This is a genomic window from Streptomyces nigra (genome assembly GCF_003074055.1).
GTDB classification, from domain to species: domain Bacteria; phylum Actinomycetota; class Actinomycetes; order Streptomycetales; family Streptomycetaceae; genus Streptomyces; species Streptomyces nigra.
Genome location: NZ_CP029043.1, coordinates 6,257,493 through 6,281,766, shown reverse-complemented (window position 1 = coordinate 6,281,766; position 24,274 = coordinate 6,257,493). Strand labels below are relative to the sequence as shown.

Below are 24,274 nucleotides of genomic sequence, written 5' to 3'. Positions count from 1 at the left end.
CTTCACAGGTCCAGCAGACCGCTCAGATCCCCGGCGGCCTCCCGGTCGAGCGACTGCTCCGCCCAGATGATCTTGCCGCGGTCGGTGTAGCGGGTGCCCCAGCGCCGGGACATCTGCGCGACGAGGAACAGGCCGCGGCCCCCCTCGTCGGTGAGGGTCGCGCGGCGCAGGTGCGGGGAGGTGCTGGTGCCGTCGGCGACCTCGCAGATCAGACTGTCGTGGTCGCGCAGCAGCCGCAGTCCGATGGGGCTGCGTCCGTACCTGATGGCGTTCGTGACCAGCTCGCTGAGGATCAGCTCGGTGGTGAAGGCCGCCTCGCCCAGCCCCCAGGACTCCAGCCTGCGGCCGGCCTCGGCCCGGATGCGAGGGACGGCGGCGGGGTCGTCGGGGACGTCCCACTCCGCGACCTGATCGGGGTCGAGCAGCCGGGTGCGGGCGACGAGGAGGGCGACGTCGTCGCTCGGCCTGGTACGGAGCATGGTGTCGAGCACCGTCCGGCAGGTGTCGTCCAGATCGGCGTCCCGGGTGGCGGCGAGCGCCTCCCGCAGCATGCCGAGGCCGACGTCGATGTCCCGGTCCCGGGCCTCGACCAGGCCGTCGGTGTAGAGGACCAGCCGGCTGCCGGCGGCCAGCCGCAGCTCGGCGGTCTCGACGGGCAGGCCCGCGCCGACGCCGAGCGGCGGGGCGACGGGGATGTCGGGGAAGGTCACGGAGCCGTCGGGCGAGACCAGCGCGGGACCGGGGTGCCCGGCCCGGGCGAGGACGCACAGCCCGGACACCGGGTCGTAGATCGCGTACAGGCAGGTGGCGCCGGTGACGGCCTCGGTGTCGCCCTCGGCCGCCGCGTCGGTGTCGATCCGGGCGATGAGGTCGTCCAGGTGGGCGAGCAGTTCGTCCGGGGGCAGGTCCAGGGCGGCGAAGTTGTGGACGGCGGTCCGCAGACGCCCCATGGTCGCGGCGGCGTGGAGCCCATGACCGACGACATCGCCGACCACCAGGGCCACCCGGGCGCCGGGCAGCGGGATGACGTCGTACCAGTCGCCGCCCACACCCGCCTGGGCGGGCAGATAGCGGTGCCCGACCTCCAGGGCGGACAGTTCGGGGAGCGTGCCGGGCAGCAGGCTGCGCTGGAGGGTGACGGCGGTGGTGTGCTCGCGGGTGTAGCGGCGCGCGTTGTCGATGCAGACGGCCGCCCGGGTGGCGAGCTCCTCGGCCGGAGAGAGGTCGTCCGGTTCGAAGGGGGCCTGCTCCGAGCGCCAGAACTGTACGACCCCCAGCAGCTGACCACGGGCCCGGAGCGGCACGGAGATCATGGAGTGCATCCCGTAGGCGATGAGCCGCCGCGAGCGCTCCGGATCCTGGGCCCGCCAGCCGTCGGAGGCGGCGAGGTCCGCGACCAGGACCGGGCGGCCGGTGGTCACCCCGGTGGTCACGGGGTTGCCGGGGCGGTAGCGCAACTGCGTTCCGACCGGGCGGAAGGGCGCGTCGTCGTGGATGCCGGCGACGGCGATCCTGCGCATCTCGGTGCTCGCGCCGGTGGGCTCGTCGCCGTGCAGGACGGACTTCACGAGTTCGACGGTGGCGAAGTCGGCGAAGCGCGGGACCGTCACCTCGGTCAGCTCCTCGGCGGTACGGCCGATGTCGAGCGTGGTGCCGATGCGCGTGCCGGCCTCGTAGAGCAGTTGCAGGCGCCCGCCCGCCACGTCCGCCCGGCCGGCGAGCGCGCGGAGCTCGGTGGTGTCGCGCAGGGTGGCCACACAGCCCTCGCGGGGGCCGACCGGTCGTACGTTGACCGCGAGCAGGGTGTCCCCGGCGAGAACGACGTGGTCGGTGACGGCCCGGCTCGCTCCCAGCAGTTCGGCGAGGGCGGGGCTGAGCCCGAGCTCGGTGACGGGCCGGCCCTCGGCGTCCGGCGGCAGGGCGAGCAGCCGACGGGCCTCGTCGTTGGCCAGCAGCAGCCCGCCGTCGCCGTCGAGGATGAGCACGCCTTCGCGGACGGCGTGCAGCACCGCGTCGTGGTGCTCGTACATACGGGTCATCTCCACCGGCCCCAGCCCTCGGGTCTGGCGCCGCAGACGCCCGCTGACCAGCGCGGACCCGCCGGCGGCCAGCAGCAGCGCGACACCGCCGGCGGCGAAGATCACCGGCAGCTGGTCCTGGACCACGCCGGTCACCTTGTCGACGGTAACCCCGACGGTGACGAGTCCGACCGCCGTGCCCTTGTCGTTGAAGACGGCCACCGTCGAGTCGACCGCCTTGCCGAGGCTGCTGTCGAAGGTGGTCTGGTGGGGCTCCCCCTCGAGCGCGTTGCCGTAGGAGGTGGAGACGTGTTTCCCGATCTGGTCCTCGTCCGGATGGGTCCACCGGAAGCCGTACGGGCTCAGGGCCACGACGTAGTCGACGCCGGTTCTCTTGCGCACGGCCTCGGCATGGGGCTGCAGCTCGGCGGTCGGGTCGTCGCTCTCCATGGCCTCCGCGGTGCCCCGGGCGTTCGCGAACGACTCGGCCACCACCAGCGAGCGGTCCTTGGCCTCCTGGAGCGCGCGATTGCGGTCCTGGATCACGAGCGCGGCCACGGCCGTGGCGATGAGCAGCAGGACGACCACCAGCTGCAGCAGGAAGACCTGACCGGCGACGCTGCGCGGCTTGCGCCAGGACAGCAGACGTCGACGGGCCGAAGGGTGACGCGCCTTCGGGCCGGCTTCCGGTGGCCCGGCCTCGGAAGGCACGCGGTCGCCCTGTCGGCTCGCTGGGGCGAATCGCCCTAGTTTGCCCATTTCCTCAGTATCAGTGACCGGGGAAGCGGGCGCGGCTCAGGGCGGGGCGATCGAGTTCAGCGGCCGGCGGGCCTCGTCGAGGACGTCGTCCACCAGCACCGCGGTGATCTCGGGGATACCGACCAGGGCGAGGAACTCGGTGACGGTGACCCGGGCCGGGCCGAGGCCACCGAGGCGGAAGGCCTCGTCGCGGGGGTGGGTGACTGGCGCGGCTCGAAACCTCTCGGAAACGACGAAACCGGTCGAGTCGCGCGACTCGACCGGTATCGGTCTCACTGTGTGTCCGAGGGGGGACTTGAACCCCCACGCCCGATAAAGGGCACTAGCACCTCAAGCTAGCGCGTCTGCCATTCCGCCACCCGGACTAGGTGTGTGTCACCGCGCCGGGGTGTCCCGTCGGCGACATGGACAACAATACCAAGCTTTCGGAGTGCCTTTCACCTGCGTTTCCTTCCGTCGGGCGGGGGCCCCGGACCTCATAGCCCGGCGCGCCTAGGGTCGCACCATGAGTGACTGGCTGATTACGCAGAGCCCGGCCGCGGGGCGACGGCGGCCGAGGGCGTTGTCGCCGTTCCGGGAGCATCTGCGGGACACGTTCTGGTTCGCGCCGACCGTCGCGATGGTGAGTGTCTTCTTCGTCTGGGTGGCGGCGGAGGCGCTGGACGCGGCGATCGTGGACGCGCTGCGGGAGGAGGGCGACTACGCCTCCCTCGAGGAGCTGCTGCGGTTCTCGGAGGACGCCAAGACCGTCGTGAACGCCGTCGGGTCGGCCATGATGACCTTCATCGGCGTGGTCTTCAGCATCTCGCTGGTGGCCGTCCAGATGGCGAGCGGGCAGTTCACCCCGCGGGTCGTACGGCTCTTCGTGCGCAGCCGGATCACCAAGGCGACGTTCGCCGTCTTCCTGGCGACCTTCGTGCTCAGTCTGCTGGTGCTGACGTCGTTCGACACGACCGACGATCCGCGGAAGGTGACGACGCTGCCGCTGGTGCAGTCGGTGCTCACGCTGTGCATGGTCGCGCTGAGCCTGCTGCTGTTCGTGCTGTACGTGAACGGCACGCTGCGGCTCATGCGGATCAGTCATGTGATCGCGCGGATCGCCGCGGAGTCCTTTCGGATGGTGGCGTCGATGGCGTCCTCGACCAGCGGTACGGACGCTTCCGGGCTCGGTGAGCCGACGGCGTGGGTGGCGTACGACGGGCGGGCCGGGGTGCTGCGGGACGTGCACATCACGCGGCTGGTACGGGTGGCCCGGCGGCACGGGGTCGTGCTGCGGCTGGTCCCGCGGATCGGGGACTTCGTGGTGCCGGGCACGCCGCTGCTCGCCGTGCACGGCGGGGCCGCCCCGCCGGTGGGCGCGCTGCGTCGCACCGCGTCGGTCGGTGTGGAGCGGACGTACCACCAGGACCTCGGTTTCGGGCTGCGGCAGCTGTGCGACATCGCGCTGCGGGCCCTGTCCCCGGCGGTGAACGACCCGACGACGGCCGTGCAGGCGCTCGACCGGATCGTGCAGTTCCTCGCGGCGCTGTCCCGGCGGCCGCTGGACGAGGCCGTGCACCGGGACCGGGGCGGGGCCGTGCGGCTGGTGCTGCCCGTGCCGGGGTGGAACGAGTTGGTGGATCTCGGGTTCGCTGAAGTGCGGGGGTGCGCGGTCGGGAGTCCACAGGTGTCGCGGCGGCTGCTGGCCGGCCTTGACGATTTGCTACTGCTCGCTCCCCCTGGGCGGCGGGAGCCTTTGCTGCGGCACCGGGAGCTGTTGCGGCAGGCGGTCGAGGAGGCCGCCCAGAGCGCCCCCGATCGGGAGTTCGCGCTGCGCCCGGACCGGCAGGGCATCAGCTGACCGTCACCGGATCCCCCGGCTCGCTGATGCCCCGGTCGGTGCGGGTGCCCTTGGTCAGGGGAGCAGCCGGTACTCCGGGGAGTTCCCGGCAGCCGCTCCCCCGCCCGCCCCGGTGCTCGTACTCAGGGGAGCAGCCGGTACTCCGGGGAGTTCCCGGCAGCCGCTCCCCCGCCCGCCCCGGTGCTCGTCCTCAGGGCAGCAGCTGGTACTCCGGGAAGTTGCCCGGCAGGCGCTCACCCTCCGGGCCGATCGTCACCGCGCGTACCAGCAGGTCGCCGCCGACGAACGCGCCGCGCCAGGACGCGCCGAATCCGCCGAACAGTTCGTCCCGGTCGCCGCGTGAGCGGGGTGTGCCGTGGCCGACCTTGAACGCGCGGATCTGCGGGGCCAACCGGTCGTAGGTCGCCCGGTCGTCGGTGGAGAGCGTGGCGACGAGCGCCCCGTTGGAGGCGTTCATGGCGGCCAGCAGTTCCGCCTCGGTGTCGACCAGGACGATCGTGTCGACCGGGCCGAAGGGTTCCGCGTGGTGCAGCGGGGAGGACCGCGGCGGGTTGAGGAGGGTGACGGGCTGCACGTATGCCGAGGTGTCCTGGCCGGGGAGGAAGCGGGTGTCGGAGAGCCGGCCGCGGTGCAGCGGGACGGCGCCCCGGTCGATCGCCTCGGCCACCTGGTCGTGGAGCTCCTTGGCCTTGGCGGCGTTGATCACCGGGCCGAAGTCCAGGCTGGGGAATGGGTCGTGGGGTTGTTCGACGGCCAGGGGGTGGCCCGTCCGCAGGGTGCGGACCGCCGGAAGGTAGGCGGCCAGGAAGTCGTCGAACAGCTCGCGCTGGACGACGAAGCGCGGGTAGGCCGTGCAGCGCTGTTTGCCGTAGTCGAAGAGCTTGGGGACGACCGAAGTGAGCGTGTCCCAGTCCGAGTAGTTCCAGATGCCCCAGGTGTTGAGTCCTTCCTGTTCGAGGATGTGGCGCTTGCCGAGGTCGGCGACGGCCGTGGCCACCGCCGCGCCGGTGTCGCGGCCGCCGACGAAGGACACGCAGCCGATCTCGGGCGCCCGCACCAGCGCCTGGGACAGCTCGCCCCCGCTGCCACTGACGAGGGTGACCGGGATCCCCTCGCGGGCGGCGAGCGCGCAGGCCAGGGTCAGACAGGCGACACCGCCGTCGGTCGGGGTCTTGGCGATGACCGCGTTGCCCGCCAGGGCCTGTACCAGCACTGCGTGGACGAGCACGCTCATCGGGTAGTTCCAGCTGGCGATGTTGGACACGGGTCCGTCGAGCGGGGTGCGGCCGGCGGTCATCGGTTCGATGCCGTCGACGTACCAGCGGACGCCGTCGATGGCGCGGTCGACGTCCGCCGTCGCGAGCCGCCAGGGCTTGCCGATCTCCCAGACGAGGAGCAGGGCGAGCAGGTCGCGGTGGTGGGCGAGGGCGTCGAGGGTGGCGGCGACACGGGCCCGCCGTTCGTCGAGGGGCACGTGCCGCCAGGCGCGGTGCTGGTCGAGCGAGGCGCGTACGGCCTGGTGGGCGGTGGCCCCGTCCAGGCGGGGCGGGCCGGCCACGGGGCTGCCGTCGACGGGGCTGGTGGCGGGCAGCGCGCGGCCGTCCGCCTGCCAGGAGCCGTTCCAGAGGTTGAGGACCCGGTCGTCCCGGAACGCCTCCGGGGCGACGGCGAGGCAGCGCTGCCAGGCGTCGGCCCAGGAGGTGCCGGTTTTGAGGGTGAGGGTGGTGGCCAAGGGTTCTCCGCTCTCGGTGCACAGTCGGGGGCGGTGGAGAGATGGCTGGGGGGACGCTAGCGAGGGGCGCGCGCACCCGTAAGTGAGCGCGCGTGGACTATGAGTGACGTCACGCGCCGGTGGTGAGCCGGTCCAGGACGAGGCGCGCGGTCTCGGTGGGGGTGCCGCCGACCCGTACGCCGACGGCCTCCAGGGCCTCCTTCTTCGCGGCGGCCGTACCGGAGGAGCCGGAGACGATCGCGCCGGCGTGTCCCATGGTCTTGCCCTCGGGGGCGGTGAATCCGGCGATGTAGCCGACGACGGGTTTGGTGACGTGGTCGCGGATGTGGGCGGCCGCGCGTTCCTCGGCGTCGCCGCCGATCTCCCCGATGAGCACGATCAGTTCGGTGTCGGGGTCGTCCTGGAACGCGGCGAGGCAGTCGATGTGGGTGGTGCCCACGACGGGGTCGCCGCCGATGCCGACGCAGGTGGAGAAGCCGATGTCCCGCAGTTCGTACATGAGCTGGTAGGTGAGGGTGCCGGACTTGGAGACCAGGCCGATCCGGCCGGGCTTGGTGATGTCGGGCGGGATGATGCCGGCGTTGGACTGGCCGGGGGTGATGAGGCCGGGGCAGTTGGGGCCGATGACCCGGGTGCCGCGTGCGGTGGCGTGGGTGGTGAAGGCGACGGTGTCGTGGACGGGGATGCCCTCGGTGATGACGACGGCGAGCTGGATGCCGGCGTCGGCGGCCTCGGTGACGGCCGCCTTGGCGAAGGCGGGCGGGACGAAGACGACGGTGACGTCGGCGCCGGTCGCGTCGATGCCCTCGGCGACGGAGCCGAAGACGGGGACGGCGCGGTCGTCGAAGTCGACGGTGTGGCCGGCCTTGCGCGGGTTGACGCCGCCGACGACATTCGTGCCGGCGGCGAGCATCCGCCGGGTGTGCTTCATGCCCTCGCCGCCGGTCATGCCCTGGACGAGGACCTTGCTCTCCTTGGTGAGATAGATGGCCATGTCGTCGTGTCTCCTCAGGCGGTGGTGGCGGCGAGTCGGGCGGCGCGCGCTGCGGCGCCGTCCATGGTGGTGGCCTGCTGGACCAGCGGGTGGGCGTGCTCGTCGAGGATGGCCCTGCCGCGGGCGGCGTTGTTGCCGTCGAGGCGGACGACGAGCGGTTTGGTCAACCGGACGGTGTCCAGGGCGCGGACGATGCCGTCGGCGACGGCGTCGCAGGCGGTGATGCCGCCGAAGACGTTGACGAGGACGGATTTCACGTCCGGGTCGGACAGGATGACGGAGAGGCCGTCGGCCATGATCTGGGCGGAGGCTCCGCCGCCGATGTCGAGGAAGTTGGCGGGCCGGGCGCCGCAGCCGGCGACGACGTCGAGGGTGGACATGACGAGGCCGGCGCCGTTGCCGATGATGCCGACCTCGCCGTCGAGCTTGACGTAGTTGAGGCCCTTGGCTGCGGCGGCGGCCTCCAGGGCGTCGTCGTGCTCGACGCCGTCGGCGCCCCAGCGGGCCTGCCGGAAGCGGGCGTTGTCGTCGAGGGTGACCTTGCCGTCGAGGGCGAGGATCTGCCCTTGCGCGGTGCGCACGAGCGGGTTGACCTCGACGAGGAGGGCGTCCTCGCGGACCAGTACCTCCCAGAGGCGGACGAGGACGTCGACGGTCTGCGGCGGCAGTCCGGCGGCCTCGGCGATCTCGCCGGCCTTCGCGGAGGTGACGCCCTCGGCGGGGTCGACGGGGATGCGTGCGACGGCCTCCGGCCGGGTGGCGGCGACCTCCTCGATCTCCATGCCGCCCTCGGCGGAGGCAATGGCGAGGAAGTGGCCGGCCGCGCGGTCGAGGACGTAGGACACGTAGAACTCGGCCTCGATGTCGACGGGTTCGGCCAGCATGATCGTGCCGACGGTGTGGCCCTTGATGTCCATGCCGAGGATCTGACGGGCGGTGAGTTCGGCGGCCGCGGGGTCCGCGGCGAGCTTCACACCGCCCGCCTTGCCCCGGCCGCCGGTCTTCACCTGTGCCTTGACGACGACTCGGCCGCCGAGCCGGCGGGCGATGTCGCGGGCTTCCTTGGACGAGTCCGTGACCTCCGCCCGTGGCACCAAGATGCCGTGTTCTGCGAAGAGTTCCCTTGCCTGGTGTTCGTACAGGTCCATTTCGGCTCCTGACTCGAAAGTGCCGCACGCCCCCTGGACACCACCCACCGGATGCGGGATAACAAGGTTCATACAGTATTCGTCGACTGTATGCAATGTACCGCGAGAGCCGCTCCCACCCCCTACGAAGGGACAGGACTTCGCCATGCCCGACGACACCCAGGACGTCATCTCCGGTGGTCATCTCGTAGCCAAGGCGCTGAAGGCCGAGGGGGTCGACCGCATCTACACTCTCTGCGGCGGCCACATCATCGATATCTACGACGGCTGCGTCGACGAGGGCATCGAGGTCGTCGACGTCCGTCACGAGCAGGTCGCCGCCCACGCCGCCGACGGGTACGCCCGTATCACCGGCAAGCCCGGCTGCGCCGTCGTCACCGCCGGACCCGGCACCACCGACGCCGTCACCGGCGTCGCCAACGCCTTCCGCGCCGAGTCACCGATGCTGCTCATCGGCGGCCAGGGCGCCCTCACCCAGCACAAGATGGGGTCCCTGCAGGACCTGCCGCACGTCGACATGATGACGCCGATCACCAAGTTCGCGGCGGCCGTGCCGGACACGGCGCGCGCCGCGGACATGGTCTCGATGGCGTTCCGCGAGTGCTACCACGGCGCCCCCGGGCCCTCCTTCCTGGAGATCCCCCGCGACGTCCTCGACGCCAAGGTGCCGGTGGCGAAGGCGCGGGTGCCCCAGCCGGGCGCCTACCGTGCCTCCACCCGCTCCGCCGGCGACCCGGAGGCCGTGGAGCGGCTCGCCGATCTGCTCGTCCACGCCGAGAAGCCGGCCATCCTGCTCGGCAGCCAGGTGTGGACGACGCGGGGCACCGAGGCGGCCGTCGAACTCGTACGCACCCTCAACATCCCCGCCTATATGAACGGCGCCGGCCGCGGCACCCTGCCGCCCGGCGACCCGCACCACTTCCAGCTGTCCCGCCGGTACGCCTTCTCCAACGCCGACGTCATCGTGATCGTCGGCACGCCCTTCGACTTCCGCATGGGCTACGGCAAGCGGCTGTCGCCGGACGCGACCGTCGTGCAGATCGACCTCGACTACCGCACCGTCGGCAAGAACCGCGACATCGACCTCGGCATCGTCGGGGACGCCGGTCTGGTGCTGAAGTCGGTGACCGAGGCCGCCTCCGGGCGCGTCAACGGCGGCGCGTCCAAGCGCAAGGAGTGGCTGGACGAGCTGCGCGCGGCCGAGCAGACCGCCCTGGAGAAGCGGCTGCCCAGCCTGAAGTCGGACGCCTCGCCGATCCACCCGTACCGGCTGGTCAGCGAGATCAACGACTTCCTCACCGAGGACTCCATCTACATCGGCGACGGCGGCGACATCGTCACCTTCTCCGGTCAGGTCGTGCAGCCCAAGTCGCCCGGGCACTGGATGGACCCGGGTCCGCTCGGCACGCTCGGCGTCGGGGTGCCGTTCGTGCTCGCGGCCAAGCAGGCGCGGCCCGACAAGGAGGTCGTCGCGCTCTTCGGCGACGGCGCGTTCTCCCTGACCGGCTGGGACTTCGAGACCCTCGTCCGCTACGACCTCCCCTTCGTCGGCATCGTCGGCAACAACTCCTCGATGAACCAGATCCGCTACGGCCAGGCGCAGAAGTACGGCCTGGAGCGCGAGCGGGTCGGCAACACCCTGGGCGACGTCCACTACGACAAGTTCGCTCAGATGCTGGGCGGTTACGGCGAGGAGGTCCGCGACCCCGCCGACATCGGCCCCGCGCTGCGGCGCGCCCGTGAGTCCGGGAAGCCGTCGCTGATCAACGTCTGGGTCGATCCCGACGCGTACGCCCCCGGAACCATGAACCAGACCATGTACAAGTGAGGTGGCCTGCATGACCGGCACGACGGATACTCCGTCCAAGGCTCTCGAAGGCATCCGCGTCCTGGACATGACGCATGTGCAGTCCGGGCCGTCCGCGACCCAGTTGCTCGCCTGGCTCGGCGCGGACGTCGTCAAGCTGGAGGCGCCGACCGGTGACATCACGCGCAAGCAGTTGCGCGACCTCCCGGACGTCGACTCCCTCTACTTCACGATGCTCAACTGCAACAAGCGGAGCATCACCCTGAACACCAAGACCGAGCGCGGCAAGGAGATCCTGACCGAGCTGATCCGGCGCTCCGACGTCATGGTCGAGAACTTCGGGCCGGGCGCGGTCGACCGCATGGGCTTCACCTGGGACCGCATCCAGGAGATCAATCCTCGGATCGTCTATGCCTCCATCAAGGGGTTCGGCGACGGCCCGTACACCGACTTCAAGGCGTACGAGGTCGTGGCGCAGGCCATGGGCGGGTCGATGTCGACCACCGGTTTCGAGGACGGGCCGCCGCTGGCGACGGGGGCCCAGATCGGGGACTCGGGCACGGGTGTGCACGCCGTGGCCGGGATTCTCGCGGCGCTCTTCCAGCGCGAGTCCACCGGGCGCGGGCAGCGGGTCAATGTGGCCATGCAGCACGCCGTGCTCAACCTCTGCCGGGTGAAGCTGCGCGATCAGCAGCGCCTGTCCCACGGTCCACTTCCCGAATATCCCAACGACGACTTCGGCGACGAGGTTCCCCGCTCCGGGAACGCGTCCGGCGGAGGCCAGCCGGGCTGGGCGGTCAAGTGCGCGCCGGGCGGCCCGAACGACTACGTGTACGTCATCGTGCAGCCCGTCGGCTGGAAGCCGATCAGCGAGCTCATCGGCCGGCCCGAGCTGGCCGACGACCCCGAGTGGGCGACGCCGGAGGCCCGGCTGCCCAAGCTGAGCAAGATGTTCCAGCTGATCGAGGAGTGGTCCTCGACGCTGCCCAAGTGGGAGGTGCTGGAGCGGCTGAACGCCCACAACATCCCGTGCGGGCCGATCCTCTCCACGAAGGAGATCATCGAGGACTCCTCGCTGGTCGCGAACGAGATGGTGGTCACCGTCCCGCACCCCGAGCGCGGCGACTTCGTGACCGTGGGCAGCCCGCTCAAGCTGTCCGACTCTCCGGTGGAGGTGACCAGTTCACCGCTGCTCGGCGAGCACAACGCAGAGGTCTACGTCGGCGAGCTCGGCCTCGGCGACGAGGAGCTGCGCCTGCTCAAGTCGAACGGGGTGATCTGACGTGATGGCCGAGGACCGCGTCATCCGGGTGCGGACGCTGCTCGACGCGGTGCGGGCCGAGGGCCGTACCGCGCTGACCGCGCCCGAGGGCAAGGTGATCGCCGACGCGTACGGGATCGCCGTACCGGGCGAGGAGCTGGCGAGGGACGTCGACGAGGCGGTGGCGTACGCGGCGCGCTTCGGCGGGCCGGTCGTCATGAAGATCGTCTCCCCGGACATCCTGCACAAGACCGACGCCGGCGGGGTGATCGTGGGTGTCGAGGGGGCGGCGGACGTACGGGCGGCGTTCCACCGCATCGTCGACAACGCGCGCGCGTACGACGCGGGCGCCCGTATCGAGGGCGTCCAGGTGCAGGAGCTGCTGCCGCAGGGGCAGGAGGTCATCGTCGGCGCGGTCACCGATCCGACGTTCGGGAAGGTGGTCGCGTTCGGGTTGGGCGGGGTCCTGGTGGAGGTCCTGAAGGACGTCACCTTCCGGCTGGCGCCCGTGACCGCCGACGAGGCGCTGTCCATGCTGGACTCGATCCGCTCCGCGGAGATCCTGCGCGGGGTGCGCGGCCAGGCCGCCGTGGACCGGTGGGCGGTGGCCGAGCAGATCCGCCGGGTCGGCCAACTCGTCGCGGACTTCCCGGAGATCGCCGAGGTGGACCTCAACCCGGTCGTCGCCACGGCTGAGGGGGCGGTGGCCGCGGACATCCGGGTGATCCTGTCCACCGAGGCGCGCAAGGAGCGCAGGCGCTACACGCGCGCGGAGATCCTCACCTCCATGCGCCGGCTGATGCAGCCGTCGTCGGTCGCCGTGATCGGCGCGTCCAACGAGCAGGGCAAGATCGGCAACTCGGTGATGCGCAATCTGGTCGACGGTGGTTTCGCCGGGGACATCCATCCGGTGAACCCCCGGGCCGATGACATTCTGGGCCGCAAGGCGTACAAGAGTGTCACGGACGTACCCGGTGAGGTGGATGTGGCGGTCTTCGCCATCCCCGCGAAGTTCGTGGCGTCGGCACTGGAGGAGGTGGGGCGCAAGGGCATCCCGAACGCCGTGCTGATCCCCTCCGGGTTCGCGGAGACCGGTGAGCACGCCCTCCAGGAGGAGATCGTCGCGATCGCCGAGCGGCACGGCATCCGGCTGCTCGGGCCGAACATCTACGGCTACTACTCGACGTGGCAGGACCTGTGCGCCACGTTCTGCACGCCGTACGACGTCAAGGGCGGGGTGGCGCTGACCAGTCAGTCCGGCGGCATCGGCATGGCGATCCTGGGCTTCGCGCGGACCACGAAGACCGGTGTGTCGGCGATCGTCGGGCTCGGCAACAAGTCGGACCTGGACGAGGACGACCTGCTGACCTGGTTCGGCGAGGACCCGCACACCGAGTGCATCGCGATGCACCTGGAGGACCTGAAGGACGGCCGCGCCTTCGTCGAGGCGGCGCGGGCGACCGTGCCGAAGAAGCCCGTCGTGGTCCTGAAGGCGGGGCGGACGGCCGCCGGCGCCAAGGCCGCCGGGTCGCACACCGGGGCCCTCGCGGGCGACGACGCCGTGTACGACGACATCCTCCGGCAGGCCGGTGTCATCCGGGCTCCCGGGCTCAACGAGATGCTGGAGTACGCGCGCGCGTTGCCGGTCCTGCCCACGCCGCAGGGGGACGACGTCGTGATCATCACCGGTGCGGGCGGCAGCGGTGTGCTGCTGTCGGACGCGGTGACGGACAACGGCCTGTCCCTGATGGAGATCCCGCCGGATCTGGACGAGGCGTTCCGCCGGTTCATCCCGCCCTTCGGCGCGGCGGGCAACCCGGTGGACATCACCGGGGGCGAGCCGCCGTCGACGTACGAGGCGACGATCCGGCTCGGCCTGGAGGACCCCCGGATCCATGCGCTGGTCCTCGGCTACTGGCACACCATCGTCACTCCCCCGATGGTCTTCGCGGAGCTCACCGCGCGCGTGGTGGCCGAGTTCCGTGAGCGGGGCATCGAGAAGCCCGTCGTGGCGTCGCTCGCGGGCGACGTGGAGGTCGAGGAGGCCTGCCAGTACCTCTTCGAGCGGGGAGTCGTGGCGTACCCGTACACGACCGAGAAGCCGGTGGCCGTGCTGGGCGCCAAGTACCGGTGGGCGCGGGCGGCGGGACTGCTGGGGGGCGGCTCATGAGGTGAGGCTGCGGGGGGCCGGCCGACGGTGCGCGTCGGCCGGCCCCGGGACCCGTGCGCGCACGAAAGGCATTGGACAGGGGGCGCTGGCCAGAACTTTCGACGCAAGGGGTGCAAACAACGTGACAACTACCGACGTTACGCGGGTCGCCACCTACCGGGAGGTGACCGACAGGAACGGACGCGTCTACCGTGTCGGCGAGACCGACGTCGACATCATGGGCCGCAAACGCAAGTGGATGGTGATCCTGCCCTGGGTGGGCATGATGGGCATCTCGTCCGCCGAGTACGCCTTCGCGTCCGCCGAGGACACGCTGCACGAGGCCCACCAGTGGTCCAGCAGCAGCATCTACTGGATGATGACCGCCTGGGTGTTCTGCCAGGCCGCGGTGGCCTTCCCGGCGGGACGGCTGCGGGAGAACGGCAAGCTGCCCGCGCGGTGGGCGATGATGCTGGGTGCGGTCGGCACGCTGCTCGGCTATCTGTCGCTGGCCTTCGCGCCGCATGTCGCCCTCGCCTTCCTCGGGTTCGGCGTCTTCAGCGGGATGGGCGCGGGCATGGTGTACGCGACCTGCGTCAACATGGTCGGCAAGTGGTACCCGGAGCGCAAGGGCGGCAAGACCGGCTTCGTCAACGGCGGTTTCGCCTACGGCTCGGTACCGTTCGTCTTCATCTTCCACGGCTACATGGACGGCTCGAACTTCCGCTGGGTGCTGGTCTCCTGCGGTCTGTTCCTTGCCGCGGTGGTGGCCGTCGCCGGGTTCTTCTTCCGTGACCCGCCGAAGAACTGGTGGCCCGACACCATCGACCCGCTGAACCCGCCGGACGACCCGCGGGCCCGGCGTTCGCTGGAGAAGAACCCGCCGGCCGTCAAGCAGTACTCACCCCTTGAGGCCTGGAAGACCGGCCGGGTCGCGCTGATGTGGTTCTGTCTCGCCTGCACCTCCGGCGTGAACATCTTCGGCATCGCGTTCCAGGTCGACATCGGCGAGGACGCGGGCTTCGCGGCCGGCATCGTGGCCACCGCCATGTCGCTGAAGGCGATCGTCAACGGCACCGGGCGCGGTGTGATCGGCTGGCTGTCCGACCTCTACGGCCGCAAGCAATGCCTGTTGTACGTGTGTCTCATCCTGGGGCTGGCCCAGTTCGGCATCATCTGGTCGGCGGAGATCAAGAACCTGCCGCTGTTCCTGATCTTCTCGGCCATCTCCGGCTTCGGCGGCGGCGCCATCTTCCCGATGTTCGCGGCGATGACCGCGGACTACTTCGGTGAGAACAACAACGCCACCAACTACGGGATGGTCTACAGCTCCAAGCTGGTCTCCGGCCTGGGCGCGGGCATGGGTTCCATGGTCGTCGCCGCGTGGGGCTTCAACGGCGCCTTCGGGCTGGCGGGCGGTATCTCGCTGTTCGCCGGAGTGGTCGCGCTGTTCCTGCAACCGCCGGGGCGCACGAAGAGCAAGAAGGTGACGCCGAACCCCCGCCCGCTCGGGGAGGGCTGAGCCGGGTACCTCTCCGCACCACCGCACGGACCGGGCGGCCCCTCCCGCACCTCGGGAGGGACCGCCCGGTCCGCGTCGCGTGCCGCTCAGCAGCGCCGCTTGCGCAGGGCCGCCATGTTGTCGTAGCTGATCTTGGCCTCGCGCAGCGACTGCGCGGGGTCGGTGGCGCTCGGGGAGTTGTCGTCCTCCACCATCGGGTTGCGGTAGTTGCTCAGCCCGACGCGGGAGAAGAACGTCGTGTAGTCGATGTCGCCGGTGCCGAACGGCACCATGTCCCAGCCCATGCCGTTGGTGGTGCTGACGACGCCGTCCTTGGCGTGGAACAGCGGGTAGCGCTTGTTGTGCCGGGCGACGAGGGCCGCCGGGTCGAAGACGCTCTTGCGGGTGGAGCCGTCGTGCGCGGTGTAGGTGTGGAACTTGTACTGGGCGACGTGCGCCCAGAAGATGTCCATCTCCAGCCAGACCACCTTCGGGTCGGTGACCTTGAGGAAGTACTCCAGCTTCCGGATGCCCGAACTGCGGGTCGGGCGGCCCTGGTCGTCCAGCGGGCCGCCGTCGAGCAGGAAGCCGTAGGCGCTGTCGTGGTTGTGGGTGTAGAGCTTGATGCCCTCGCGGCGGGCTATCTCACCGAGAGCGTTCCACTTGTCGGCGGCCACGTCCCAGTCGGCGCGGTAGGAGCTGCCGGTGGGGTCGCCGCCGGTGCCCATGTGGTCCATGCCGAGGATGTTGGCGATCTCCAGGTGCTTCTTGAAGGTGTCCTTGTCGGCCTCGGTCAGCGGCCAGGACGACGGGATGAAGCCGTGGTTGCCCTGGGCGCGCAGCCCGTACTCGTCGAGCCAGCGGCGCAGGAGCCTGGCGCCCTCGACCGACTCCAGGCCGGCGCCGCCGGGGGCGTTCGCGTGCTGGTTGTAACCGGCGAACTCGACCTGCCGGTAGCCGTGCCGGGCGAGCTGCTTGAACACCTCGCGGAAGCCGGACGGCAGGTCGCTGGCCAGCGGGTCGCGGGCGGTGGCGTCGCGGACGGTGTAGAGGATGATGCCGCGCTTGTGCGGCGGTACGAGCACCTGGCCGCGGCCGTGGTCATGGCCGTGGTCTCTGCCCCGGTCCTGGGCCAGGGCGGGGGCGGCGCCGAAGACCGGGGCGGCGACGGCGCCGGCGGCCACGGCGGTGCAGGTGCTGAGGAAGCGGCGGCGGCCCACGCCGAGGCTGCGGCGCAGCGCCTCGTCGGGGGTGGCGGTGAGGGGCTCGGCCGCGGTGCCGGAGGGATCGGAGTGCTGGGAGTACGGGGTCACGGGTGCCCTGCCTTCTCGGTCGTGGCCGGTCCCGATGGCGCCGGGACGGGCCGTTGTCAGTGCCGTGTGTTTCACTCTCGGTAGTCGGATTTCGGCGGCCGTGCGTCGTGCGGTGTCAGCCGAGTCCGGCGAGCCGGAGCAGGAGTTGCTTGACGTCGGTGGCCGCGACGCGGTCTCCGACAGCGCGGGGGGTGGAGCAGATGAGGAGCGGACCTTCGTCGTCGCTCGCGGGGAGGCGGCCGTGGCTGCCTCGAATAGGTGACGGATCCAGGGGCACGACCGCCATGCGGTAGCGCATGCCGAGTTTCTTGCGGGCGAGCGCGGTCGCGGCCTTCACCTTGACGTAGGGGTCGAGGGGGTCCATGAAGAGTTCGACCGGGTCGTAGCCGGGTTTGCGGTGGATCTCGACGAGCTGCGCGAAGTCGGGCGCGCGGTCGTCGTCGAGCCAGTAGTAGTAGGTGAACCAGGCGTCGGGCTCCGCGACGGCGACCAGTTCGCCCGCGCGGGGGTGGTCGAGATGGTGGGTCTTCTTGCCCTCGTCGTCGAGGAGCCGCTCGATGCCGGGCAGGTCCTTCAGGGCTTCCCTGGTCGCGTCGAGGTCCTCGGGCCTGCGGACGTAGATGTGTGCGATCTGGTGGTCGGCGACGGCGAAGGCGCGGGACGCCATCGGGTCCAGGTACTCCATGCCGTCCTGGGTGTGCACCTCGAGGAGTCCGGCGCGGCGCAGGGCCCGGTTGATGTCGACGGGCCGGTCGGCGCGGGTGATGCCGTACTCGGAGAGGGCGACCACGGTACGGCCCTGCTCGCGGGCGTCGTCCAGGAGCGGGGCGAGGGCCGTGTCCAGGTCGGTGGCGGCCTGCAGGGAGCGCGGGTCGTCGGGGCCGAAGCGCTGCAGGTCGTAGTCGAGATGAGGGAGGTAGCACAGGGTCAGGTCGGTGTCGCGGGTCCGCATGATGTGCCGGGTGGCGTCGATGATCCAGCGGCTGGACACCAGGTCGGCGCCGGGACCCCAGAAGTGGAACAGCGGGAAGGTGCCGAGCTTGTCGGTGAGTTCGTCGTGCAGGGCCGGGGGCCGGGTGTAGCAGTCGGGTTCCTTGCGGCCGTCGGCGTAGTAGACGGGGCGGGGGGTGACGGTGATGTCGGTGTCGGCGCCCATGGCGTACCACCAGCAGATGTTGGCGACGGTGTAGCCGGGGTGGGCGCGGCGGGCGGCGTCCCACAGCTTGTCGCCGGAGACCAGTCCGTTGTGCTGGCGCCACAGCAGGACGTCGCCGAGTTCGCGGAAGTACCAGCCGTTGCCGACGATGCCGTGCTCGGAAGGGTGGGTGCCGGTGAGGAAGGTGGACTGGGCGGCGCAGGTGACGGCGGGCAGGACGGTGCCGAGCGGTGCCTGGGAGCCGGACTGGGCGAGCTTCTTGAGGTGGGGCATGTGGTGCAGCAGACGGGGGGTGAGGCCGACGACGTCGAGGACGAGGAGGGGCGTGGGGCGGCCGCCGGCGCCGGAGGGGTCGCCGTGCCCGGGGGACGGGTCGAGTCGCTCGGTCATGGCAGCTCCTTCAGGCCGAGGTCGGTCAGCAGGTCGCGGGCGAGGGTGAGCTCGGCGGCGATGCCGTCGGCGAGCTGGTTGCGGGCGCGGGGCCGCAGCTCGGGCGGCAGGGCCTGCCAGGTGTAGGTCTCGACCTCGAGGTGGTGGGTGAGCGGCCTGGGTCCGCCGGCCAGCCGGGTCAGTACGGACTTGAGCACGGGGAGGGTGGAGGTGAGGGGCGCCGCGGGCTCGGCGTGCAGCGGTACGTGGAAGTGGGCGCGCCATGGCGCGGCGTCGGGCAGGGCGTCACCGGTGAGGGCCTCGCCGAGGTCGTCGGTGCCGCGCAGGCCGGCGGCGGTGTCGACGCGGGTCTGGTGCAGGAAGCGGGGTTCGTCGAAGGCGGCCAGGGCCTCGCGGACCTCGGGGAGGTGCGGGTGTTCGGCGTGCAGCGCGGCGGACAGCTGGGACTTGACGACGGGGACGCCGGCCGCGGTGAGGGCGTCCAGGGCGGTGTGCGGATCTTCGAAGGAGGTGGCGAGGTGGCAGGTGTCGACGCAGATCCCGATACGGGGGTGTCCGATGGCGGCGAGCGGGGCGAGGGCGTCGCCGGTGGTCTCGACGACACAGCCCGGTTCGGGTTCGAGGCCGACGCGGATGTCCCGGCCGGTGAGTTCCTGGAGGGCGTCGAGGCGTTCGCCGAGGGTGGCCAGGGCGGTGCGGGCGGCTTCGGCACGCCGGTCGTCGTAGGCGGTGCGCCAGGCCAGCGGCAGGGTGGAGATGGTGCCGCGGGTGACGTCGTCGGGCAGCAGGCCGGCGAGGACCCGGGCCAGGGCGGTGGTGTGTTCCAGGCGCTCGGGGTCGGCCCAGTCCGGTTTGTAGACGCGGTACTTGACCTGTTCGGCGCCGAACCCCTCATAGGGGAAGCCGTTGAGGGTGACGACCTCCAGTCCGCGCCGGTCGAGTTCGGTGCGCAGTCCGCGCAGGGCGGACGGGTCGGAGACCAGGGCCCGGGCGGCGTCCTTGGCGAGCCAGAGGCCGATGCCCAGGCGGTCGCGTCCGAGTCGGCGGCGGACGGGCTCGCAGTGGTCGCGCAGCTGGGCGAGGACGCCGTCGAGGGTCTCCGCCGGGTGCACGTTGGTGCAGTAGGCGAGGTGGACGGTGGAGCCGTCGGGGTGGCGGAAGCGCATGGGTCACGCCCCCGGGACGGCGGACGCCTCGGGCCGGTCGGCCGGTGTATCGGAATCCCTCGGTGCGCCGGGGTCCTTCGGTACGCCGCGCAGGATGGAGTTGCCCTCGTGGGTGGCGTCCGTCGTGGTCACGTCGAGGGTGAGGCGGCCGCTCAGCCCGTAGAAGGCGACGGGGTTGCGCCACAGCACGCGGTCGACGTCGTCCTCGTCGAAGCCCTCGGCCAGCATCAGATCGGCGACCTTGCGGGTCTTGAGGGGGTCGCTGCGGCCCCAGTCGGCCGCGGAGTTCACCAGGACCCGCTCGGGGCCGTAGGCGCGCAGGATGGCGACCATCCGTTCCTCGTCCATCTTGGTGTCGGGATAGACGGAGAAGCCCAGCCAGCAGCCGCTGTCCTTGGCCTCCTTGACGGTGGTCTCGTTCAGGTGGTCGATCAGCACATGGTCGACGGGCAGGGCGGACTCGCGGACGACGTCGAGGGTGCGGCGCAGGCCGGCGAGCTTGTCGCGGTGCGGGGTGTGGACCAGGGCGGGCAGTTCGTGGGCGGCGGCGAGTTCGAGCTGGGCGGCGAGAGCGGTGTCCTCGGCGGGGGTCATCGAGTCGTAGCCGATCTCGCCGACGGCGACGACCTGGTCCTTGACGAGGTAGCGGGGAAGTTCGTCGAGGACCGGGACGCAGCGCGGGTCGTTCGCCTCCTTGGGGTTGAGGGCGAGCGTGCAGTGGTGGGCGATGCCGTGCTGGGCGGCGCGGAAGGGCTCCCAGCCGAGGAGGGCGTCGAAGTAGTCGAGGAAGGAGGCGGGAGAGGTGCGGGGCTGGCCGAGCCAGAAGGAGGGTTCGACGACGGCACGGACACCGGCGGCGTACATGGCCTCGTAGTCGTCGGTGGTGCGCGACGTCATGTGGATGTGGGGGTCGAAGAGGCGCATCGGGACTCCTTGCCGTCGGGTGCGCTCAGCCGTGGTCGGCGGCGGGCGCGGAGGGGGTGGCTGGGGGGTCGGTCAAGGTCAGCACGCGGTGCAGGTCGGCGGGGACGGTACGGCCGGCGGCGGTGCGCTCGGCCGCGTAGTCCGTGAGCATGCGGGCGAGTTCGGTGTCGCCTTCGGCCCTGCGGTCCAGGTCGGCGACGGCGTCCACGGGCACCCCGGTGAACAGGCACTTCAGGAGGGCGTGCCGCCACTGGTGGGCGTCGAGGTGCCGGGCGGCGTAGGGGCCGACGGCGGCGGTGAGGAGCCGGGTGTCGTTGGTGCGCAGGGCGTCCTCGACGAGCGGCAGTCCCTCGGGGCCGGGCACCAGGTGCGGCAGGGCGTACAGGACGGCGCGGCGTTCGGCGCCGGTGCCCTGGTAGTAGACCCGGCTGAGCGCCTCGGCGTCGGCGCGGGCCGCGTGCAGGATGAGGACGCGGGCGGCGTCGGCGTGCTCGGGACCGCAGCGGCGGCCGGCCTCCGCGATGCGCAGCTCCCATACGGAGATGGGCCCGTGGGTGCCCGGGTGGGCGGTGGCCTCGTCGAGGGCGCGGCGCAGCCAGCCGCGGGCGGGGTCGTCGAGCCGGGCGGTGACGTGGTCGCGCAGCTCGGCGGGGGTGGTGGCGGCGAGGGTCGTGGTGTCGGGGGCCGTGGTGCCGGGGACCGGTTGGCTCGGGCCGGCCGCGGGTCTGGGTCCGGCGCCGGTGGCGTGGTCCGTGAGGGGGTCGGCGGCGGTGTCCGCGCCCGGGGTCGCCGGGCTGGTGCGGGGGTGGGTCATGAGGTGCTCCCTTCGGGGGTGGCGGAGGGATCGCCGTGAGAGGGGACGGGGACGGATGAGGCGAGGGCGGTGGCCTCGGCTCGGCGGAGGAACGGGAGGGAGAGTTCGGCGTGGTGAGGGCCGGCGTGGGAGTGGCGGGGCAGTTCGACGACGGTCAGGCCCTGGTAGCCGGTCGCGGCGAGGGCCGCGAGGACGGGAGGGAAGTCGATCTCCCCCTCCCCGAACGGCAGATGCTCGTGGACGCCGCGCCGCATGTCCTCGATCTGCACATGGCGCAGCCAGGGCGCGGCGGCGCGTACGCAGTCGGCGGGAGAGTCGGCTTCCAGGCACTGGCAGTGGCCGATGTCGAGGGTGAGCCCGAGCGGGGCCGGGTCGCCCAGGATGCGGCGCAGCCGGTGGAAGTCGTCGAGGCGGGCCACGAGGTGGCCGGGTTCCGGTTCGACGGCGAGGGGGACGCCGGCGGCAGCGGCGGTGTCCAGGACCGGGGCGAGGCTGTCGGTCAGGCGCTTCCACGCCGTGTCCTCGTCCGTGCCGGGTGGGAGGACGCCGCTGAAGCAGTGCACGGCGTGGGCGCCGAGCTCGGCGGCGACGCGGACGGCCCGCAGCAGCAGGTCCACGCGGCGGGCGCGGCCGTCGGGCTCCGGGTCCAGCAGCGAGGGGCCGTGCTTGCGGCGGGCGTCGAGCACATAGCGGGCGCCCGTCTCCACGGTGACACCGAGGCCGAGTTCGGCCAGTCGGCGGGCGAGACGGGCGGTGCGCGCGGCCAGGTCCGGGGCGTACGGGTCGAGATGCATGTGATCGAGCGTCAGCCCGAGCCCGTCGTACCCGAGGTCGGCGAGCAGCCCGAGTGCGTCGTCGAGCCGGAGATCGGCGAGGCCGTTGGTGCCGTAGCCGAAACGGAGGGGGGTGGGAGGGGCGGTGGCGGAGGCTGGCGCAGGGGGCTGTGCCGGTTCCGGGCCGGCGGCTCCCCCGGCGGGCCGTACCGGGGCCGGGAACGGATCGGGCCAGGAGCTCATGTGATGCTCACCTTCTTCGCGTACCTCCGCCCGAGCGGGGCGAGCGCGGCGATGGCCAGGGCGGTGAGCCCGGCTCCGGCGCGGGCCGCGAGTGCCGCCTGGAGCGGGATGGTGGCCCGGATGCCGCCGCCGACCGCCCGCTGGGTGAGGGGCGGTGAGGGGTTGAGCGCGGCGTGTGCGTACGGGCGCCCGGCGGTGACGGCGTAGGTGGCGGCCAGGGCGGTGCGCAGGGCTTGGGCGGGGGTGGGGCCGCCCCGCAGGGGGCCCCGCTGGGAACCACCGCCTCGCAGGGAGGGAGCACCCTGCGCCCCGGCAGCCTCCTCGCGCCTCCCGCCCGCCACCAACCGCGCCAGCACAGCCGTGGCCCCCAGGGCCGCCAGGGGTGGCAGGGACGTGCCGCCCTGCGTCTCGCGGCGGGAGACGGCCGTCACCGCCAGGGTGTGGGTGCCGAGCAGGGCCGCCGAGGGCAGGGCCGCGCGGGGGCGGCCGGTGGTGGCGGCCGCGCCGAGGAGATGGTCGAGGCCGCGGGCGGCGGCCATGGCGACGGGCCCGGCGGGGGTGTGCTTCAGGCCGAGGTCGTACGCCCAGACGGTGGCGGCCAGCGGGGTCGCCACCGCCAGGGCCGGGCGGCCGGCGCCGGCGGCGAGGCCCAGACCGGCGGCGGTCAGGGCGCAGGCCGCCGTGAAGGCGGAGGACGGCCGGATGCGGCCGGAGGGGAGCGGGCGGTGCGGGCGTTCCACGGCGTCCTCGGCGCGGTCCGCCCAGTCGTTGAGGGCCATGCCGGCCTCGTAGAGGCAGAGGGAGGAGCCGATGGCGAGCAGGGTGCGGGGGCCGGGCCGGGCCCCGGCGGCGACGGCACCGCTCAGGGCGTCACCGGGGACGGTGAACAGGGCCGGAAGGCGCAGCAGTTCGGCCCAGGCACGGCGACGGCTCACGAACGCCCCTCCGCGACGGAGTCGGCGGACTCGGAGCCGACAGAGTCGGAACCCGCGGAGTCGGAGCCCGCAGACCCCGAGCCCGAGCGACCGGCGTCAGCCGAGGACAACCGCTCCCTGGAAGGCAACCGCTCCCCGGACGACATCCCCTCCCCCGCCCCGAGCCGCTCCCCCCACCCCGTCAACACCGCGTACTGCTCCCCCAAGCTCGCCGGTCCGTCCCCCTGTGGGTCCTTGAAGTAGAAGCCGAGGGGGCCAGCGGGCCGGAGAGGCCGGTTTCGTGGGCGCGGGCGGTGAGGCGGGCCAGGTCGAGGACGAGGGGGGCGGCGAGGGCCGAGTCGCAGCCCTGCCAGATGGTCTGCAGGACCATACGGGTGCCGAGGAAGCCGTCGAAGGCGATGTGGTCCCAGGCGGTCTTCCAGTCGCCGAGCGCCGGGACGTCGTCGATGTGGACCTCGCCCTCGGGGACGGTGCCGAGGGTGTCGGCGAGGACGCGTTCCTTGCCGGCGTTCTTCGCGGCGGCGGCGGCCGGGTCGGCGAGGGCGGCGCCGTCGCCGCCGCCGAGCAGGTTGGTGCCGGACCAGGCCCGGACGGTCAGGGCGCGCTGGGCGAACATCGGGCCCAGCACGGCCCGCAGCAGGGTCTGCCCGGTCTTGCCGTCCCGGCCGGCGTACGGCAGGCCGCTGCGTTCGGCCTCGCGGGCGGCGACGGGGTGGTGCATGCCCTCGGACGGGGTGAAGTTGACGTAGGGGCAGCCGGCGCGAAGGGCGGCGAGGGCGTAGAGGGTGCTGGCCGGGAGGGGCGCGCCCGCGCGGCCTTCGGAAGCGGGTTCGGTGGAGGCGACGTTGACCACGACCGTCCGCTCCAGGCCGTGGCGGCGGGTGAAGTCGCGGATGTCGGCGGCGAACGCGTCGATCAGTTCGGCCTCGGTCCGGGTGTCCCCGCGGGTGGGGCCGCCAGGCCTGATCTCACGGTCGGCGGCGGCGAGTTCGGAGGCCACGGCGGTGGCGACGCCGGGTGGGAGGACTCCCCCGGCGGTCAGGGTCTCGGCGCGCTTGGGGAGCGGGCAGTCGAGGGTGTCGTGACCGCCGAAGACGAGGTCGGACAGGGCGGGCAGGCCGCTGTCGGCGAAGGCGGGGGTCTCGGTCACCATGCCGGTCGGCGGGTGCAGTCCGGCGGCGATGGCGGCGCACCCCGTGACGACGGTGGTGGCGACGGAGCCGCGGGCTCCGATCAGCCACACCCCCGTTCGCGGGCGGGGCTGGGGCGCGGAAGGGGACGCGGACGCGGACATGGGCAGCCTCCTGGTCGTGCGCGAACACCGGGGGGGGAGGGCGAGGGACGGCGGGCG

The 24,274-nt window shown here is 72.1% G+C and carries 17 protein-coding genes, 1 tRNA gene and 1 pseudogene; 5 read left to right on the top strand and 14 right to left on the bottom strand.

Translation table 11 applies throughout. The features are described from left to right. Window positions 1-2 precede the first annotated feature (2 nt). The 3 genes from DC008_RS28915 to DC008_RS28905 all read right to left on the bottom strand — a co-directional run bounded on the left by DC008_RS28915 (window position 3) and on the right by DC008_RS28905 (window position 3,142). A complete protein-coding gene (locus DC008_RS28915; RefSeq protein ID WP_244221436.1) occupies window positions 3-2,729 on the bottom strand; it encodes a SpoIIE family protein phosphatase in 2,727 nt (908 codons plus the stop codon). 84 nt (window positions 2,730-2,813) lie between these two features. Then, the gene (locus tag DC008_RS28910) at window positions 2,814-3,053 is read right to left on the bottom strand and encodes a hypothetical protein (protein WP_108709471.1); all 240 of its coding nucleotides are present in this window, start codon (window positions 3,051-3,053) and stop codon (window positions 2,814-2,816) included. 4 nt (window positions 3,054-3,057) lie between these two features. Next, window positions 3,058-3,142, bottom strand: a tRNA-Leu gene (locus DC008_RS28905). Window positions 3,143-3,282: 140 nt separating this feature from the next. On the opposite strand from DC008_RS28905, the gene DC008_RS28900 reads away from it, so the two are divergent. Beyond that, window positions 3,283-4,617 carry a DUF2254 domain-containing protein gene (locus DC008_RS28900; RefSeq protein ID WP_108709470.1) on the top strand — a complete coding sequence of 445 codons (1,335 nt, stop codon included), beginning with the start codon at window positions 3,283-3,285 and terminating at the stop codon, window positions 4,615-4,617. Window positions 4,618-4,807: 190 nt separating this feature from the next. On the opposite strand, the gene DC008_RS28895 is transcribed toward DC008_RS28900, so the two are convergent. From DC008_RS28895 to sucC, 3 genes are all read right to left on the bottom strand, one after another. Beyond that, window positions 4,808-6,349, bottom strand: coding sequence for an aldehyde dehydrogenase family protein (locus DC008_RS28895; protein WP_108709469.1), 1,542 nt, complete (start codon window positions 6,347-6,349; stop codon window positions 4,808-4,810). Between the two features lie 109 nt (window positions 6,350-6,458). Continuing rightward, entirely contained in the window at window positions 6,459-7,343 is an 885-nt protein-coding gene (sucD, locus tag DC008_RS28890; protein ID WP_108709468.1) for a succinate--CoA ligase subunit alpha, read from the bottom strand. Window positions 7,344-7,357: 14 nt separating this feature from the next. Beyond that, the gene (gene sucC, locus DC008_RS28885) at window positions 7,358-8,491 is read right to left on the bottom strand and encodes an ADP-forming succinate--CoA ligase subunit beta (protein WP_108709467.1); all 1,134 of its coding nucleotides are present in this window, start codon (window positions 8,489-8,491) and stop codon (window positions 7,358-7,360) included. A gap of 145 nt (window positions 8,492-8,636) precedes the next feature. Between sucC and DC008_RS28880 the strand changes: the two genes are divergently transcribed. The 4 genes from DC008_RS28880 to DC008_RS28865 all read left to right on the top strand — a co-directional run bounded on the left by DC008_RS28880 (window position 8,637) and on the right by DC008_RS28865 (window position 15,230). Then, window positions 8,637-10,319 (top strand): thiamine pyrophosphate-binding protein, encoded by a 1,683-nt coding sequence (locus DC008_RS28880; RefSeq protein ID WP_108709466.1) that lies wholly within the window; start codon window positions 8,637-8,639, stop codon window positions 10,317-10,319. A gap of 10 nt (window positions 10,320-10,329) precedes the next feature. Further along, window positions 10,330-11,580: a formyl-CoA transferase gene (gene frc / locus DC008_RS28875; RefSeq protein ID WP_108710915.1), complete on the top strand. Its 1,251-nt coding sequence runs from the start codon at window positions 10,330-10,332 to the stop codon at window positions 11,578-11,580. Between the two features lie 4 nt (window positions 11,581-11,584). Beyond that, the gene (locus tag DC008_RS28870) at window positions 11,585-13,729 is read left to right on the top strand and encodes an acetate--CoA ligase family protein (protein ID WP_108710914.1); all 2,145 of its coding nucleotides are present in this window, start codon (window positions 11,585-11,587) and stop codon (window positions 13,727-13,729) included. Between the two features lie 121 nt (window positions 13,730-13,850). After that, entirely contained in the window at window positions 13,851-15,230 is a 1,380-nt protein-coding gene (locus tag DC008_RS28865) for an OFA family MFS transporter (protein ID WP_164492392.1), read from the top strand. Between the two features lie 86 nt (window positions 15,231-15,316). On the opposite strand, the gene DC008_RS28860 is transcribed toward DC008_RS28865, so the two are convergent. From DC008_RS28860 to DC008_RS28825, 8 genes and pseudogenes are all read right to left on the bottom strand, one after another. Beyond that, window positions 15,317-16,522 carry a sugar phosphate isomerase/epimerase family protein gene (locus DC008_RS28860; RefSeq protein ID WP_374207385.1) on the bottom strand — a complete coding sequence of 402 codons (1,206 nt, stop codon included), beginning with the start codon at window positions 16,520-16,522 and terminating at the stop codon, window positions 15,317-15,319. 115 nt (window positions 16,523-16,637) lie between these two features. After that, window positions 16,638-18,068, bottom strand: coding sequence for an alkaline phosphatase family protein (locus tag DC008_RS28855; protein WP_108709465.1), 1,431 nt, complete (start codon window positions 18,066-18,068; stop codon window positions 16,638-16,640). Then, window positions 18,065-19,234, bottom strand: coding sequence for a metabolite traffic protein EboE (eboE, locus tag DC008_RS28850; RefSeq protein WP_108709464.1), 1,170 nt, complete (start codon window positions 19,232-19,234; stop codon window positions 18,065-18,067). The genes DC008_RS28855 and eboE overlap by 4 nt, the downstream gene beginning before the upstream one ends. A 3-nt stretch (window positions 19,235-19,237) precedes the next feature. Next, the gene (locus tag DC008_RS28845) at window positions 19,238-20,158 is read right to left on the bottom strand and encodes a TatD family hydrolase (protein ID WP_108709463.1); all 921 of its coding nucleotides are present in this window, start codon (window positions 20,156-20,158) and stop codon (window positions 19,238-19,240) included. Between the two features lie 25 nt (window positions 20,159-20,183). Continuing rightward, a complete protein-coding gene (locus DC008_RS28840; protein WP_108709462.1) occupies window positions 20,184-20,972 on the bottom strand; it encodes an EboA domain-containing protein in 789 nt (262 codons plus the stop codon). Next, window positions 20,969-21,988, bottom strand: a complete 1,020-nt coding sequence (locus DC008_RS28835) for a sugar phosphate isomerase/epimerase family protein (RefSeq protein WP_108709461.1) — start codon at window positions 21,986-21,988, stop codon at window positions 20,969-20,971. The genes DC008_RS28840 and DC008_RS28835 overlap by 4 nt, the downstream gene beginning before the upstream one ends. Next, entirely contained in the window at window positions 21,985-22,923 is a 939-nt protein-coding gene (locus DC008_RS28830; protein ID WP_108709460.1) for an SCO3242 family prenyltransferase, read from the bottom strand. The genes DC008_RS28835 and DC008_RS28830 overlap by 4 nt, the downstream gene beginning before the upstream one ends. Then, a pseudogene (locus DC008_RS28825) lies at window positions 22,920-24,217 on the bottom strand (inositol-3-phosphate synthase). The gene DC008_RS28830 and the pseudogene DC008_RS28825 overlap by 4 nt, the downstream one beginning before the upstream one ends. Window positions 24,218-24,274: the final 57 nt, after the last annotated feature.

What these genes read in the sequence shown, in the direction of transcription:
- DC008_RS28900 (WP_108709470.1), top strand. Translation starts at nt 3,283, where the DNA reads ATGAGTGACTGGCTGATTACGCAGAGCCCGGCCGCGGGGCGACGGCGG.
- sucD (WP_108709468.1), bottom strand. Translation starts at nt 7,343, where the DNA reads ATGGCCATCTATCTCACCAAGGAGAGCAAGGTCCTCGTCCAGGGCATG.
- sucC (WP_108709467.1), bottom strand. Translation starts at nt 8,491, where the DNA reads ATGGACCTGTACGAACACCAGGCAAGGGAACTCTTCGCAGAACACGGC.
- DC008_RS28880 (WP_108709466.1), top strand. Translation starts at nt 8,637, where the DNA reads ATGCCCGACGACACCCAGGACGTCATCTCCGGTGGTCATCTCGTAGCC.
- frc (WP_108710915.1), top strand. Translation starts at nt 10,330, where the DNA reads ATGACCGGCACGACGGATACTCCGTCCAAGGCTCTCGAAGGCATCCGC.
- DC008_RS28870 (WP_108710914.1), top strand. Translation starts at nt 11,585, where the DNA reads ATGGCCGAGGACCGCGTCATCCGGGTGCGGACGCTGCTCGACGCGGTG.
- DC008_RS28855 (WP_108709465.1), bottom strand. Translation starts at nt 18,068, where the DNA reads ATGACCGAGCGACTCGACCCGTCCCCCGGGCACGGCGACCCCTCCGGC.
- eboE (WP_108709464.1), bottom strand. Translation starts at nt 19,234, where the DNA reads ATGCGCTTCCGCCACCCCGACGGCTCCACCGTCCACCTCGCCTACTGC.
- DC008_RS28845 (WP_108709463.1), bottom strand. Translation starts at nt 20,158, where the DNA reads ATGCGCCTCTTCGACCCCCACATCCACATGACGTCGCGCACCACCGAC.
- DC008_RS28840 (WP_108709462.1), bottom strand. Translation starts at nt 20,972, where the DNA reads ATGACCCACCCCCGCACCAGCCCGGCGACCCCGGGCGCGGACACCGCC.
- DC008_RS28835 (WP_108709461.1), bottom strand. Translation starts at nt 21,988, where the DNA reads ATGAGCTCCTGGCCCGATCCGTTCCCGGCCCCGGTACGGCCCGCCGGG.